This window comes from Streptomyces aureoversilis (assembly GCF_042657885.1).
In the GTDB taxonomy this organism is placed as follows: domain Bacteria; phylum Actinomycetota; class Actinomycetes; order Streptomycetales; family Streptomycetaceae; genus Streptomyces; species Streptomyces aureoversilis.
Map to the genome: position 1 here is coordinate 21,139 of NZ_JBHSKJ010000020.1, position 14,578 is coordinate 35,716.

The following is a 14,578-nucleotide window of genomic DNA, read 5'->3' on the forward strand; positions in this document are numbered from 1 at the left end:
TTCCGGGGGAGTGTTCCGGTTCGCCGGGTCGCGCCCCTTTTTTGCGCCCCATGTACCGATTCATAATGTGACGTGCAACGATCACCTGTTCTGGCCACCCGGACGCAATGATCAGCCGGGCATACGCAAGAATGGTGCATTACGAGCGTGGGCCCTGACCTCGTAGGGTCTGCGCAGAACGTGGAGTGGCGGGTACCGCTTGCTCGGCGGTACCCCTCGCTACGGGATTGCTCTGCCATGTCGGCGCGCCCCGGGTATCGCCGCGGAATCCCCGCTTCCGGACCGGTACCCCCGACCGGCAGTCATGAACGGAGCAACCCCGTGTTGGACCAAGGCACTGCGCCACCTGCCACCGGCGGCAAGCAGCTTCCCCCGCTGCAGTCCACCGGCTTCGGCGCCCGCCTGATGCGCCGCAAGCCCGTCGAGCGTCTGGTCGCCGAGGGCGGCCAGGGCGAGGGCGGCAGCCTGCGCCGCTCGCTCGGCATGTGGCAGCTGACCATGATCAGCATCGGCGCCACGCTCGGCACCGGCATCTTCGTCGTGCTCGGCGAGGCCGTGCCCGACGCCGGCCCGGCCGTCGTGATCTCCTTCGTGCTCGCCGGCATCACCGCCCTGTTCTCGGCCCTGTCCTACGCCGAGCTCGCCGGCACCATCCCGGTCTCCGGCTCCTCGTACTCGTACGCCTACGCCACCCTCGGCGAGATCATCGCCTGGGTCTGCGGCTGGTGCCTGATCCTGGAGTACGGCGTCTCCGTGGCGGCCGTGGCCGTCGGCTGGGGCCAGTACCTCAACGAGCTCCTCGAAGGCACCATCGGCGTCACCATCCCGGCCGCCCTGGCCAACCCGCCCGGCGCCGACGGCGGCATCTTCAACCTGCCCGCCCTGCTCGTCGTGCTGCTCTGCATGGCCTTCCTGATCGGCGGCGCCAAGGAGAGCGCCCGCGCCAACACGATCATGGTCGGCGTGAAGATCGTGGCCCTGCTGCTCTTCTGCGCCGTCGCCTTCATGGGCATCCGCGCCGGCAACTACGCCCCGTTCATGCCGCTCGGCCTCGGCGGCGTCAGCGCCGCGGGCGCCACGCTGTTCTTCTCCTACATCGGCTTCGACGCCGCCTCCACCGCCGGTGAGGAGGCCAAGAACCCGAAGAAGGACCTGCCCAAGGCGATCATGCTGTCGCTGCTGATCGTCACGGTGCTGTACGTGCTGGTCGCGGCCGTCGCGGTCGGCGCCATGCCGTGGGGCGACTTCGAGGGCTCCGAGGCCGCGCTCGCCGGGATCATGAAGGACGTCACCGGCCAGAGCTTCTGGGCCGTGCTGCTCGCCGCCGGCGCCGTCATCGCCATCGCGAGCGTCGTGCTGACCGTCCTGTACGGCCAGACCCGCATCCTCTTCGCGATGTCCCGCGACGGTCTGGTCCCCAAGGCCTTCGCCAAGGTCAACCGCAAGGGCGTGCCGATGGCGAACACCGTGATCGTCTCGCTGTTCTGCGGCATCCTGGCCGCCGCGGTCCCGCTCGGCCAGCTCGCCGACGCCACCAGCATCGGCACACTCTTCGCCTTCGCCCTGGTGAACGTCGCCGTCATCGTGCTGCGCTTCACCCGCCCGGACATGCACCGCAGCTTCCAGGTGCCGCTCTCGGGCGTGCGCGTCCGGATCGGCTCGGCGAGGGTTCCGCTCGGCCTGATCTTCCCGGTGCTGGGCTTCGCCATGTGCCTCTACATGATGGCCAGCCTGGACGTCATCACCTGGCAGGTCTTCGGCGGCTGGATGCTCGTCGGTCTGCTGATCTACTTCTTCTACGGCATGCGCCGGTCGCGCCTGTCCGTCGAGGGGGTTGCCGGGGCCGTCCTGACGAAGGAGCCGGTGGCCGCCGAGGCCGGTGCGAAGCCCGCGGCGAAGTCCGTGGCCAAGGCCGGTACGACGCCCGCGACCAAGGCAGGTGCGAAGCCGGCGGTGAAGCCCGCGGCGAAGGCCGGCGCGAAGGCCGGTGCGAAGACCGGGGCCACGGCGGCCAGGAAGACCGCCGGCAAGAGCCGGCCGAAGTCGCGGAAGAAGGCGCGCGGCAAGAAGAAGTGATCTTCTCCGCGTCACTCCCGTGATCCTGCCCGCCGGGTCCGCCGTCCGCGGACCCGGCGGGCGGAGCGGGAACACGTGTCGGGATCACGGCCGGGTACGTGATCTACTGCTGGTAGTAGCAGTAGCTGGTTACCCGTAGAAATGTGATCCACCCGCCGTGCGATTGAATGAGCTCGACGAACGCATCGTGCACGCCCTGGCCGAAGACGCCAGGCGCTCCTACGCCGACATCGGCGCGGAGGTCGGTCTGTCGGCGCCCGCCGTGAAGCGGCGCGTGGACAGGCTCCGCGCCGAAGGCGCCATCACCGGGTTCACCGTCCGCGTGGACCCGGCGGCCCTCGGCTGGGAGACCGAGGGGTTCATCGAGATCTACTGCCGCCGCAACACCTCGCCCGAGGCCATCCACCGCGGCCTGTCGCGCTACCCCGAAGTGGCGTCCGCCTCCACCGTGACCGGCGAGGCCGACGCCCTCGTGCAGGTCTTCGCCTCCGACATGCGCCACTTCGAGCGCGTGCTGGAGCGCATCGCGGGGGAGCCCTTCGTGGAGCGGACCAAGTCCGTGCTCGTGCTCTCCCCGCTGCTGCGCCGCTTCAGCTCCGGCGCTCCCTCCTGAGCCCCGCAGCCACCGTCGCCGCCGGCCCTACGATCACCACGGCGGCCACCCGGTAAGCCGGCGCCACCGCGCCCGTGCACGCCGAGAGCACCTCGGCGCGCACGGCGCCGCCGTCTTGCTGTCAAGCGCAAGGCGTGAACGCCATACTTGCGTTATGAGCAAAGAAGCAGCTGAGAGGCGCGTCCCCGGATCGCCGACCGACCAGCTGGCCAGGATCGACCTGAACCTGCTCGTCGCCCTCGACGCCCTGCTCGCCGAGGAGAGCGTCACGGCCGCCGCCGAGCGGCTGTGCCTGTCCGGCCCCGCCATGAGCCGCACCCTCGGCCGTATCCGGCGCGCCCTCGGCGACCCCGTGCTCGTCCGTGCCGGCCGCCGGATGGTCCCCACCCCCCGCGCCCTGGCCATGCGGGCCGACGTGCGCCGCGTCCTCGCCGACGCCCGCTCCCTCTTCGCCCCCGCCGCGCCCGCCGACCCGTCCGGCCTGCAGCGGGCCTTCACCCTCAGCGGCCACGACAGCCACGTCCTGGCCTTCGGTGCCGCCCTCCTCGGCCGCGCCTCCAGGGAGGCACCGGGCGTCACCCTCCGCTTCCTCGCCGAGGACGCCGCCGGCGTCCCCTCCCTCCGTGACGGCCCCCTCGACCTCGAGATCGGCGTCATCGACCGCAACGAACCCGAGATCCGCGTCGAGCCCCTCACCACGGACCGCATGGTCGGCGTCGCCCGGCTCGGCCACCCCCTCCTCGACGGGCCCGTCACCCTGCGCCGCTACGCCGCCGCGAGCCACCTCCTCGACTCCCGGCGCGGCCGTCTCTCCGGGCCCGTCGACGAGGCCCTCGCCGCGCACGGCCTGCGGCGGCGCGTCGTCGGCACCGCCCCCACGCTCGCCTCGGCCCTCTTCGTCGTCGCCGGCAGCGACGCCGTCGGCCTCGTCCCGGAACGGGTCGCCCGCCCGGCCGCGGACGCGCTCGGCCTCGTGACCTTCGAAGTCCCCCTGGACCTCCCGCCCATCGAGGTCTCCATGGCCTGGCACCCCCGCCACGAGGCGGACACCGGCCACCGCTGGCTCCGCGACGTCGTCCGCGACACGGTCCGCGCGGTGGCCTGAGCCTCCCCGCACGCGCGGCCGGTCCGGCACCGCCGGACCGGCCCCGGGCACGGCTCCGCGCGCCTCGGCGAGGCCCCACGCAACGAATCGCGCCGAAACGGCGGAAAGGCGCAACGAATCATCCACCTCCACGCAACGGAGGCGCCTTGTCCGGTCAGGACGGCGGACCGTACCGTCAAGGCGTCTTAACGCGACGCCCCCGCAGGGGTACCGCACGCCCCCTCCGGACCAGGTGAAGTGAGGCCGTATGACGCCGCCGCGTATCGCGCTGTACCAGGGCCCCGCCGGCGTTCCCTCCTCCACCTCGGACAGCCTCGCCGCCCTCGACGGCGCCGCCCGCCGGGCCGCCGCCGCGGGAGCGCGGATCCTGCTCACCAACGAGCTGTTCCTCACCGGCTACGCCCTCGGGGACGCGGTCCGCGAGCGCGCCGAGCCGGCCGACGGCCCCGGCGCCCGCGCGGTCGCCCGCATCGCCGCCGAGCACGGCCTGGCCGTCGGCTACGGCTACCCCGAGCGCGACGAAGCCGACGGCGGCACGGTCTACAACGCCCTGCAGCTCATCGGCCCCGACGGCGCCCGTCTGGCCAACTACCGCAAGACCCACCTCTTCGGCGCGTACGAGACGGCCCACTTCCGGCCCGGCTCCGAGGCCGTGGTGCAGGCCGACTTCGCGGGCCTCCGCCTCGGCCTGCTGATCTGCTACGACGTCGAGTTCCCCGAGCCGGTGCGGGCCCACGCGCTGGCCGGCACCGAGCTGCTGCTCGCGCCCACCGCGCTGATGCGCCCGTACGAGATCGTCCCGCAGACGATCGTCCCGGCCCGCGCCTGGGAGAGCCAGCTCTACATCGCCTACGCCAACCGCTGCGGCGACGAGGGCGACTTCACCTTCGCCGGCCTCAGCTGCCTCGCCGCCCCCGACGGGACCGTACGGGCGCGGGCGGGCAGCGGGGAGGACCTGATCGTCGCCGACGTCGACCCGGCGCTGCTGAAGGCCTCCCGCGCCGAGAACACCTACCTGGGCGACCGGCGTCCGGAGCTGTACGCCTCACTCGTCTGACCCACCGCCTCCGGGCCCCTCAGAGCCGCAACCCCCACTTTTCGCAGGAGAGTTCAGCCGATGACGTCCATGGTGCCCACCGCCGCCCACGACGAGCCGTCGGAGCCGGCCCTGCCGCCGATCACCATGGTCGGCCCGGACTTCCCCTTCCCGTACGACGACTTCCTCGCCCACCCGGCGGGCCTCGGGCAGATACCGGCGACCGAGCACGGCGCCGAGGTCGCCGTCATCGGCGGCGGCCTGTCGGGCATCATCTCCGCCTACGAGCTGATGAAGATGGGCCTCAAGCCCGTCGTCTACGAGGCCGACAAGATCGGCGGCCGGCTGCGCACCGTCGGCTTCGAGGGCTGCGACCCCTCGCTGACCGCCGAGATGGGCGCGATGCGCTTCCCCCCGAGCTCCACCGCGCTGCAGTACTACATCGACCTGGTGGGCCTGGAGACCAAGCCCTTCCCCAACCCGCTGGCGCCCGACACCCCGTCGACCGTCGTGGACCTCAAGGGCGAGTCGCACTACGCGCACACCATCGACGACCTGCCCCCGGTCTACCGCGAGGTCGCCGAGGCGTGGAACGCCTGCCTGGAGGAGGGCGCGGACTTCTCCGACATGAACCGCGCCCTGCGCGAGCGCGACGTGCCGCGCATCCGCGAGATCTGGGCGAAGCTGGTCGAGAAGCTCGACAACCAGACCTTCTACGGCTTCCTGTGCGAGTCGGAGGCGTTCAAGTCCTTCCGGCACCGTGAGATCTTCGGCCAGGTCGGCTTCGGCACCGGCGGCTGGGACACCGACTTCCCCAACTCCATCCTGGAGATCCTGCGGGTCGTCTACACCGAGGCCGACGACCACCACCGCGGCATCGTCGGCGGCAGCCAGCAGCTCCCGGTGCGGCTGTGGGAGCGCGAGCCGGAGAAGCTCGTCCACTGGGCCCCGGGCACCTCGCTGTCCTCGCTGCACGGCGGCGACCCGCGCCCGGCCGTGACCCGTCTGCACCGCACCGCGGGCAACGGCATCACCGTCACCGACGCCTCCGGCGACATCCGCACCTACAAGGCGGCGGTCTTCACCGCCCAGTCGTGGATGCTGCTGTCGAAGATCGCCTGCGACGACTCGCTGTTCCCCATCGACCACTGGACGGCGATGGAGCGCACCCACTACATGGAGTCCTCCAAGCTGTTCGTGCCGGTGGACCGGCCGTTCTGGCTGGACAAGGACGAGGAGACCGGGCGGGACGTCATGTCGATGACGCTCACCGACCGGATGACGCGCGGCACCTACCTCCTGGACGACGGGCCCGACAAGCCGGCCGTCATCTGCCTCTCGTACACCTGGTGCGACGACAGCCTCAAGTGGCTGCCGCTGTCGGCGAACGAGCGCCTGGAGGTCATGCTCAAGTCGCTCGGCGAGATCTACCCCAAGGTCGACATCCGGAAGCACATCATCGGCAACCCGGTCACCGTCTCCTGGGAGAACGAGCCCTACTTCATGGGCGCGTTCAAGGCCAACCTGCCGGGCCACTACCGCTACCAGCGGCGCCTGTTCACCCACTTCATGCAGGACCGCCTGCCCGAGGACAAGCGCGGGCTCTTCCTCGCGGGCGACGACATCTCCTGGACCGCCGGCTGGGCGGAGGGTGCCGTGCAGACCGCGCTCAACGCCGTGTGGGGCATCATGCACCAGTTCGGTGGAGAGACCGACCCGTCCAACCCGGGCCCGGGCGACCGCTACGACGAGCTCGCGCCGGTCGAGCTGCCCGAGGACTGACCCGGGCTCCCTGACCGAGGCCCCCCGAGCCCCCCAGCTCGGGGGGCCTCACCCCAAGGGCGTGAGCAGGCAGCGCCCCACCAGCCCGACGCTCGAGTCGATCCGGCCGGTCAGCTCCTCGGCCACGTCGGGCAGGCCGCGCACGGCCCACAGCGCGCGGAAGGACGCCCACGCCCCGCGCCGCGCCGCCTGCAGGGACCACGAACCCACCAGGTGCGTGAGCGGATCGGCGACGTCCAGCAGATCCGGCCCGGGCATCAGGTCCTCGCGGATCCGCTCCTCCATGGCGACCAGCAGCCCGCCCACCCGCTCGAAGTCGGCCTCCATCAGGTGGGGTCTGCCGCGCAGTGCGCGGCAGGTGTCGACGAGGGCCAGCGCGAGGTCGTGCCCGATGTGGGCGTTGATCCCCGCCAGCGCGAACTGCAGGGGCTGGACGGCCGGATGGCCCCGCAGCTGGAACAGCGGCCGCCAGCACGCCGGCGGCTCCCGGCCCGCCGCCGTGTGGTCGACAGCGGCCAGGTAGCGGGCCGCGAACCGCACGGCGAGCTCCGTGGCCGCGGCCCCGTCCGTGAACCCTCCGGCCCCCGCCTGCTCGGCGACCCGCTCCGTGACCCTCAGGTACACGCGGTTGAAGACGTGCACCCCGTCCCGCGGCGGCAGGGCCCCGTCCAGCATCCGCATCTGCGCCAGTACGTCTTCGATGCCGGCGGGTGCCGCGGGCTTCGCCCAAGTCAGCGTCATGCACACAGAGTGACATGTGAATACGTAGAGTAGGGGATCGTGCGCGGTAGTTGACCGGAACGGATGAACGGGCAGGCCCTCCCGGCATATGCGCGCAGGTCCGCGAACCCGTACCCCCGTGCCCGCGCACCCGCGACGATCCGCGGCAGCGCCAGGGCGTCGAGCACGGGCCCGCCGTCGTCGCTGCCGACGTGCATCTGGATCACGGCCCCCGGCGTCAGTGCGTCAAGGGCGCGGCGGACGGCCCGGTCGACGGTCATGCCCCGGGAAGCGCCGAGGTAGCCCTTCGTGTCGGCCGTGAATTCGAGGTCCGCGAAGCCCAGCGAGTTGACCAGTGCGACCTTGTCCGCGGGCGCCTCGCTGTACGGGAAGCGGAAGAACGGCAGGGGTTCCACCCTCCCGGCCCGCCGGATCGCCCGGTCCGCGCGCAGCACCTCCTCCTGCGCCTCCCGGGCGCCGATGCGGTCGAAATACGGGTGGCTGTACGAATGGTTGCCCAGCCCGAACCCGTGCTCCGCCATGGCCCGCACGGCGCCGGGGTGCCGGTCGGCGAAGTCCCCCGTGGGGAAGAACGCCGCGGGCACGCCCAGCCGCGTGAGCGTACCGAGCACCTCCGCGATCCCGGCCTCGTCCCACGCCGCGTTGAACGTCAGCGCGACGACGGGACGGGTGGCCGGCAGGCGCCTGACGTCCGAGCCGTAGAGGTCCGAGACGGGGGAGGGGGCTGTGGCGCGGGACGGGGGAGGGACGAGGGCGAGCACGGCGGCGAGGACCAGGAGCAGCGTGACGACCGGCGTCCTGGGCGGAACGGATGCGGTGAGTGGTCTCATGCCCCGTCAACGACGCGCCCGCGGGCGGCGGTGCGCGGCCGACGCCCGGCGGAGGAGCGCGGTGGCCTCGGCCGTACGGCCCAGCTGTTCGAGGCAGTGCGCCTCGTCGTTGAGGCTCGCGAGGGTGTCGCCGTGCGCGGGCCCGAGCACGCGCTCCCGGCCCCGCGCCACATGCTGGTAGGCGACGAGCGCTTCCTCCCAGCGGCCCAGCCACCCCAGGGCGACGGCCACTTCGCGGCGGCTGACGAGTGCGTCGGGGTGCTCGGGGCCGAGCACGTGTTCCCGGAGCTCGCAGACCAGACGGGCCTCCGCCAAGGCCTCCTCCCAGCGGCCGAGCCGGCCGAGGTTGACGCCCCGCACGTGCCGGGCACGCAGGGTCTCCGGAGCCTCCGGGCCCTCGACGCGCTCACGGTCCGCGACGAGCGCCTCGTAGACCTCGAGGGCCTCCGCGCTGCGGCCCAGGCGCCCGAGGCAGATGCCCGTCTCGTAGCGGGCGGCGAGGGTGTCGGGGTGGTCGGGGCCGAGCACCCGGCCCCGGGCCTCGGCGACACCGGCGTACATCGCGAGGGCCACTTCCCACCGGCCGAGCGCACCGAGCGCGCAGCCGACCTCGCAGAGCGTGGCGAGGGTGTCGGGATGCTCCGGGCCGAGCGTACGGGTCCGGGCGGCCGCCACCTGGCACGCCATGGGGTACGACTCCTCCCAGCGCCCCAGCCGCCCGAGGCTGTGCGCGAGATTGTGCCGGCAGAGCAGCGTGTCCGGGTGCTCCGGGCCCATCGTGCGCTCCCGGGCGCCCAGCACCTCGGAGTACAGCTGGAAGGCCTCGAAGTGCCGCCCCAGCCTGCCCATGACGTAGGCCATCTCCTGGCGTGCCGCGAGCGTGTCCGAATGCTCGGGGCCGAGCACCCGGGCACGGGCACCGGCGAGCTGCCCGAAGAACCCCAGCGCGTCGGCGTGACGGCCCAGCCTGGACAGCGCCAAGGCCATCTCGTACTGACTCTCCAGGGTTTCGGGGTGCTCCTGCCCGAGCAGCCGCTCGCGGGCCGCCGCAACCCGCCGGTGCGCGCTGAGCGCCCGGCTCCAGTTTCCCTGCCGGCTGTGGGAGAGCGCGAGTGCGTGACTCTCCTGCAGGAGGCCGAGTAACTCCAGCGAGGCGGAGGCGGGATGCGGCGGGGCGCCGGACTTCAGCACCCGGGAAGCGACGTCCGGGGACACGAGCTCCTCACGGGGATGCCACTCGCCGCCGACGGCCGTGCGCACCAGCGTGAGCCGGCTTCCGTAGCCGATCGTCGTCCCGTCCATGCCCTGCATCCGGCGGCACGCCTTCAGGGTCCCCTTCAGCAGCAGCGCCATGGGGTGCTCCGCTCCGAAGCCGGCCGTGGCGATGCGGCCGGCCTCGTCGAGGGCCTCCTCCGCGTACGCCATGCGACCGGGCGACTCCATGGCCCGCGCGAGGTCGAGCTCGGCGCACGCGTGGTTCGTCCGCGCGGTGATGGTGAGGGGGTGGCGGTCGCCGAAGCAGTCCGAGGCCTGTCGCGCAGCCTCCTCCAGTGCCCGTACCGCGCGCTGCAGCCGTGGAAGATCGTCCGTCCGCCGCACGGTCTCGTACTCCGCGCAGGCCAGGTCGGCCACCACGGTCACGGTCTGCGGGTGGCGGGCGCCCAGCTCGGCGGCCGCCCGGGCCGCGACGGTGGCCAGCACGTCGGTGACCTGCGCCATGCGCTCGTGGGCCCGCAGCGACCGCGCCCATTCGAACTCCACCGCCGCCCGGAAGGCGAGCGCCGAGATGTCCGCGGACTGCTGCGGCTCCGGCGCGCCCAGCGCCCGCCGGTCGGCTTCGCGCACGCCGTCGGCCACTTCGCTGAGCTGTACCGGGTCGTTGCTCCAGCGCGCGAGCGCCAGGTCGACCGAGGAGAGAAGGAGGCGCACTTGACGCTCGTCGCCTCCGTCGAGCGCGAGGCGCGCGAGCCCCACCACGAGCTCGGCCTTCTCGAAGTCGCCGGCGCGCGCGTGGACGGCGGCCAGGTTGGCGAACGTCTCGGCCCGTACGTGCTGTTCGGCGTCGTGTTCCCGCGCGGCTTCCAGCGTGCGGCGTGCCTCTTCCAGCTCCCCGAGGTCGACCATCCTCGCCGCCAGCTTGTTGAGCGCCGCGGCTTTGGCGGAGCTGTCGAGGGCGGGGGAGTGCGGCACGGCGAGAGACCCGGAGCACAGGATCAGCAGAGCGTCCCGGCGCCATCCCAGCGCCTGCAGGAGCGTCGCCAGATAACAGACGTCCTCGACGGCGCCGGGGCGTCCCGTGGCAACGACGCGGCGCGCGGCCCCGGCGGTCACGGCGAGTGCCGTCCACCCCACGCCCCCACCGGTCACCGCCTCCTCCGCCCGCCCGATGGCTGCCCGCAGTTCGTCCGTCACGACGCCTCACCCCCCAGCGCCAGGTCGACGACGTTCTTTGCGATGTGCACCTGCAGCCCGGCGACCTGCCCCGGGTCGATGAGGCCCCGTTCCGACCACTCCTTGAGCGCACTGAGCAGCGCCTCGCCCTTGGCGACCGCCATGTCGACGGAGACGGGAGCGGGCTCCGCTCCGGGAGGGTCGTTCACCGGGACCGGCACCGGGACCGCGACCGGCGGCGGAACCGCCGCCCCTCTCGTAGCGGACTGCTCCTCGTGCCGGCCCACCGGTTCCGCGACGGTCGAGGGCGGCTCCAGCGCCCGCAGCAGGTGGTCCGTCCGGAAGTGGGGGAAGCGGCTCATCACCTCCCGGAGCGGCACGGCGAACAGCACGTTCGCCGCACGGTCGGGTGCCTGCCGGTCCGGGTACTGCTCGATCAGGACGCCCAGCAGGGCCGCCCCCCGCTCCGCCGTGGTCACGCGCTCGACCGGCCCGCCGGAGTACCCCGAGTAGTCGCCGAGCGCCTGCTCCGCCACGAGTTGCATCGCCTGGATGCGTCCGCCGCCCACGCACGTGTAGTCGACGGCGTCCGCGTCGACGCGCCCGCCCAGGTGGGGATCGCTCAGGGACGGCCGGTGCAGGCCGCGCCAGCGGTCGCCGCGGCGGGGGAGGTCCCCGACGGGCAGCGTCAGCGGCACCAGTTCCGGTTCGAGGACCTCGATCAGGGCGAGGTCGGCCTCTTCGATGCGCCGGCAGACGCGCCCGCCGACCGCGGTGCCGTCGCCGAGGCGCACGCTGACGCGCTCCTCGTCGCCGGACAGGTACCGCAGGCAGTGGTCCGCCGTCAGGACGAAGCACCGCGTGAGCAGGAACCCCGCGCCCAGGGGCCTGTCCGCCTGGTAGAGGTCGACCGCGTAGCCGGATCCGGGCACCGCGGGCCCCTCAGGCGCGTTCCACCGTCAGCGTGACTTCGAAGGACGCCTCCGCGGACGCCTTCGAGAGGATCACCCCGGCTTCGGCCGTGAGCGTCACCCCGAAGGTGACCTGCAGGCTGCCGACGCGCCAGCCGTCGCGCTCCGGGATACGGGCGAGGGCGTCCTGCGCGATCGAGGACGCGGAGGTGATGGCCTGCTCCAGCTCCTCGGAGCGCTCCTCCAGGGAGGCGGTGCGGCGGGTCCGGCTGCTGATCTGCCGGGACCCCTGCGCGTCCAGTTCCACCGTCTCCACCCGGACCAGCGGTACGGACATGGCAGGCTCCCCCGATTACTCCATGAGCTTCACCGGCCGTGACGCGGCGGCTCGTTCAGCCTAGCCACGCGGGCCACTCGCGGCAGGGGAATCGGGGGAGTTCCCGGCGGGGAGGACGGACGGGCCGCCCTCCCCGCCGGGCAGCCCCTAGCCCGCAAGGACGCCGCTGCGCTCCCGGGGCCTGCGCGGCACCCGCGGGTCGGCGACCCGGACGGCCGCCGCCGGGACCTCCTCCCGGTGGGAGGGGTCGCGGACCTCGCCCACGAGCTTCTCCAGGACGTCCTCCAGGGCCACCAGGCCCAGCACCCGCCCCGAGGCGTCCGTGACCGCCGCCAGGTGGGCCGCGGCCCTGCGCATCACCGTCAGGGCGTCGTCCAGGGGCAGTTCGGCCCGGAGGGTCTCCACGCGCCGCCACACGTGCTGCGGCACCGCGCGCTCACGGTCCTCCAGGTCCAGGACGTCCTTGACGTGGAGGTAGCCCATGACGGCGCCGCCGGGCGCGCACACGGGGAAGCGGGAGTAGCCGGTCCGTACCGTCAGCTCCTCGATGCCGCGCGGCGTGACGGACGGGTCGACCGTCACCAGTGAGGCCGGGGCGAGGAGCACGTCGGTGACCGGGCGGCTGCCCAGCTCCAGGGCGTCCTCCAGGCGCTCCTGCTCGGCGGGTTCCAGCAGCCCCGCCTGGCGGGAGTCCTCGACCAGGTGGGTGAGCTGCTCGCTGGTGAACACGGCCTCCACCTCGTCCTTGGGCTCGACGCGGAAGAGCCGCAGCACGCCGTGCGCGCACGCGCCCAGCAGGCGGGTGACCGGCCGGCAGACCCGTGCGAAAGCCACGAGCCCCGGGCCCAGCCACAGCGCCGCCCGGTCGGGCGCCGACATGGCCAGGTTCTTCGGCACCATCTCGCCGATCACCAGGTGCAGGAAGACCACCGCGGCCAGCGCGATGACGTAGCCCAGCGGGTGGATCAGCCCGGCGGGCACCCGGGCCGCCTCGAAGACGGGTTCCAGGAGCGCCGCCACCGTCGGCTCGGCGACCGCGCCGAGCGTCAGCGAGCAGACGGTGATGCCGAACTGGGCGGCGGCCATCATCTGCGGCAGGTTCTCCAGGCCGGTCAGGACCGTACGGGCCCGTGCCGAACCCTCCGCGGCCTTCGGCTCGATCTGGCTGCGGCGCACGGACACGAGCGCGAACTCCGCGCCCACGAAGAAGCCGTTGGCGAGCACCAGCAGCGCGGCGAAGAGGAGTTGCAGCACGCTCATCGTGCCTCCCCCCTGCCGGTGGCGGTGCGGGCGAACCGGACCCGTTCGGCCCGGTGGTGGGCGACCAGGCGCACCGAGATCCGCCAGCCGGGCAGTTCGGCGGTGTCGCCGGCCGCGGGGATGCGGCCCAGCAGCCCGGCGACGAGCCCGGCGACGGTCTCGTACGGGCCGTCGGGCGCCTCCAGGCCGATGCGGCGCAGGGCGTCGACGCGGCAGCCGCCGTCGGCCTCCCACCCGGCGCGGCCGTCCTCGCAGGCCACGGGGGCCAGTTCGGGCCGGTGGGCGTCCTCGGCGTCGTGCTCGTCGCGGACTTCGCCGACGAGCTCCTCGACGATGTCCTCCAGGGTCACCACGCCCGCCGTACCGCCGTACTCGTCGACGACGACGGCTATCGGCTGCTCGCTGCGCAGCTGCTCCAGCAGCGGCTGCACGGGCAGTGTGCCCGGTACGAGCATCGGGGGGACGGCGATGCGCCCGACGGGGGTGCGCAGCCGCTCGTCGGCGGGGACGGCCAGGGCGGCCTTGAGGTGGACCATGCCGGTGATGTCGTCCAGGCGCTCCCGGTAGACGGGGAAGCGCGACAGGCCCGTGGCGCGGGTGAGGTTGAGGACGTCCTCGGCGGTGGCCGAGGACTGCAGGGCGCTGACCTTCACGCGGGGCGTCATCACGTGCTGGGCGGTGAGGTCGCCGAGCGAGAGGGTGCGCACGAAGAGGTCGGCGGTGTCCTGCTCCAGGGCGCCGGCGCGGGCCGAGTGCCGGGCCAGGGAGACGAGTTCGCCCGGGGTGCGGGCGGAGGCCAGCTCCTCGGCGGGCTCGACGCCCAGGGCCCGTACGAGCCGGTTGGCGACCGCGTTCAGCAGGGTGATCACGGGCCGGAAGAGGTGGGCGAAGGCGTGCTGCGGGCCGGCGACGAACCGCGCGACCTGCAAGGGCCGGGAGACCGCCCAGTTCTTGGGAACGAGTTCGCCGATGACCATCTGCACGGCCGAGGCCACCAGCATGCCGGTGACGACGGCCACACCGGGCGCGGCTCCGGCGGGCAGGCCGGTGGCGGAGAGCGGCCCGGTGAGCAGGTGGCCCAGGGCGGGCTCGGTCAGCATGCCGACGACCAACGAGGTGATGGTGATGCCGAGTTGGGTCCCGGAGAGCTGGAAGGAGAGCTCGCGCAGGGAGGCGACGACGGTGCGGGCCCGGCGGTCACCGCCGGCCGCGGCCCGTTCGGCCTCCGGCTTCTCCACGGTCACCAGGCCGAACTCGGCGGCGACGAAGAAGCCGTTCGCCAGGATGAGGAGGAGTGCTGCCGCGAGCAGCAGCAGGGACACGGTGATACTCATGCCGCCGCCTCCGTGGGGTGGGCGGCGGCGCGGGTACTACAGGACGATCCGTCCATTGCCGGAGGGAGTCACTCCTCGGGTCGCAGGTGCCCCGCGGGCCGCGCTGTTCCACGGCCGTTTCCTCGTGCGGGGCGGGGCAGGGGTGTGCCCGTGGCACCAGAG

At 73.1% G+C, this 14,578-nt stretch carries 12 protein-coding genes; 5 read left to right on the top strand and 7 right to left on the bottom strand.

Features of this window, described 5'->3' with window-relative positions:
* Positions 1 to 321 precede the first annotated feature (321 nt).
* The 5 genes from ACFPP6_RS28580 to ACFPP6_RS28600 all read left to right on the top strand — a co-directional run bounded on the left by ACFPP6_RS28580 (position 322) and on the right by ACFPP6_RS28600 (position 6,612).
* On the top strand, positions 322 to 2,076 hold the full coding sequence (locus ACFPP6_RS28580; protein ID WP_382048271.1) for an amino acid permease: 1,755 nt from the start codon (positions 322 to 324) through the stop codon (positions 2,074 to 2,076).
* A gap of 157 nt (positions 2,077 to 2,233) precedes the next feature.
* A complete protein-coding gene (locus ACFPP6_RS28585) occupies positions 2,234 to 2,689 on the top strand; it encodes an Lrp/AsnC family transcriptional regulator (protein WP_030365350.1) in 456 nt (151 codons plus the stop codon).
* Positions 2,690 to 2,843: 154 nt separating this feature from the next.
* The gene (locus tag ACFPP6_RS28590) at positions 2,844 to 3,794 is read left to right on the top strand and encodes a LysR family transcriptional regulator (RefSeq protein WP_382048275.1); all 951 of its coding nucleotides are present in this window, start codon (positions 2,844 to 2,846) and stop codon (positions 3,792 to 3,794) included.
* A 247-nt stretch (positions 3,795 to 4,041) separates the two neighbouring features.
* Positions 4,042 to 4,851, top strand: coding sequence for a carbon-nitrogen hydrolase family protein (locus ACFPP6_RS28595; RefSeq protein WP_382048278.1), 810 nt, complete (start codon positions 4,042 to 4,044; stop codon positions 4,849 to 4,851).
* A 60-nt stretch (positions 4,852 to 4,911) separates the two neighbouring features.
* Complete coding sequence (locus ACFPP6_RS28600) at positions 4,912 to 6,612, top strand: flavin monoamine oxidase family protein (RefSeq protein ID WP_382048281.1); 1,701 nt, start codon at positions 4,912 to 4,914, stop codon at positions 6,610 to 6,612.
* Between the two features lie 48 nt (positions 6,613 to 6,660).
* Here ACFPP6_RS28600 and ACFPP6_RS28605 read toward each other — a convergent pair whose 3' ends face one another.
* The 7 genes from ACFPP6_RS28605 to ACFPP6_RS28635 form a co-directional block, all read right to left on the bottom strand.
* A complete protein-coding gene (locus ACFPP6_RS28605) occupies positions 6,661 to 7,353 on the bottom strand; it encodes a DUF5995 family protein (RefSeq protein WP_382048284.1) in 693 nt (230 codons plus the stop codon).
* Positions 7,350 to 8,183: a polysaccharide deacetylase family protein gene (locus ACFPP6_RS28610; RefSeq protein ID WP_382048287.1), complete on the bottom strand. Its 834-nt coding sequence runs from the start codon at positions 8,181 to 8,183 to the stop codon at positions 7,350 to 7,352. Before ACFPP6_RS28610 ends, ACFPP6_RS28605 begins: the two co-directional genes overlap by 4 nt.
* 6 nt (positions 8,184 to 8,189) lie before the next feature.
* Positions 8,190 to 10,595, bottom strand: a complete 2,406-nt coding sequence (locus ACFPP6_RS28615) for a tetratricopeptide repeat protein (protein WP_382048290.1) — start codon at positions 10,593 to 10,595, stop codon at positions 8,190 to 8,192.
* On the bottom strand, positions 10,592 to 11,506 hold the full coding sequence (locus tag ACFPP6_RS28620) for a trypsin-like peptidase domain-containing protein (protein ID WP_382048293.1): 915 nt from the start codon (positions 11,504 to 11,506) through the stop codon (positions 10,592 to 10,594). The genes ACFPP6_RS28615 and ACFPP6_RS28620 overlap by 4 nt, the downstream gene beginning before the upstream one ends.
* Positions 11,507 to 11,516: 10 nt before the next feature.
* The gene (locus ACFPP6_RS28625) at positions 11,517 to 11,822 is read right to left on the bottom strand and encodes a CU044_2847 family protein (RefSeq protein WP_382048295.1); all 306 of its coding nucleotides are present in this window, start codon (positions 11,820 to 11,822) and stop codon (positions 11,517 to 11,519) included.
* 147 nt (positions 11,823 to 11,969) lie between these two features.
* Positions 11,970 to 13,082 carry a hemolysin family protein gene (locus ACFPP6_RS28630; RefSeq protein ID WP_382048298.1) on the bottom strand — a complete coding sequence of 371 codons (1,113 nt, stop codon included), beginning with the start codon at positions 13,080 to 13,082 and terminating at the stop codon, positions 11,970 to 11,972.
* Positions 13,079 to 14,410, bottom strand: a complete 1,332-nt coding sequence (locus ACFPP6_RS28635) for a hemolysin family protein (RefSeq protein ID WP_382048551.1) — start codon at positions 14,408 to 14,410, stop codon at positions 13,079 to 13,081. Before ACFPP6_RS28635 ends, ACFPP6_RS28630 begins: the two co-directional genes overlap by 4 nt.
* Positions 14,411 to 14,578 lie beyond the last annotated feature (168 nt).

Bases quoted from the DNA above. Each gene is read 5' to 3' on its own strand.
- ACFPP6_RS28590 (WP_382048275.1), top strand. From the start codon at position 2,844: ATGAGCAAAGAAGCAGCTGAGAGGCGCGTCCCCGGATCGCCGACCGAC.
- ACFPP6_RS28595 (WP_382048278.1), top strand. From the start codon at position 4,042: ATGACGCCGCCGCGTATCGCGCTGTACCAGGGCCCCGCCGGCGTTCCC.
- ACFPP6_RS28600 (WP_382048281.1), top strand. From the start codon at position 4,912: ATGACGTCCATGGTGCCCACCGCCGCCCACGACGAGCCGTCGGAGCCG.
- ACFPP6_RS28605 (WP_382048284.1), bottom strand. From the start codon at position 7,353: ATGACGCTGACTTGGGCGAAGCCCGCGGCACCCGCCGGCATCGAAGAC.
- ACFPP6_RS28610 (WP_382048287.1), bottom strand. From the start codon at position 8,183: ATGAGACCACTCACCGCATCCGTTCCGCCCAGGACGCCGGTCGTCACG.
- ACFPP6_RS28625 (WP_382048295.1), bottom strand. From the start codon at position 11,822: ATGTCCGTACCGCTGGTCCGGGTGGAGACGGTGGAACTGGACGCGCAG.
- ACFPP6_RS28630 (WP_382048298.1), bottom strand. From the start codon at position 13,082: ATGAGCGTGCTGCAACTCCTCTTCGCCGCGCTGCTGGTGCTCGCCAAC.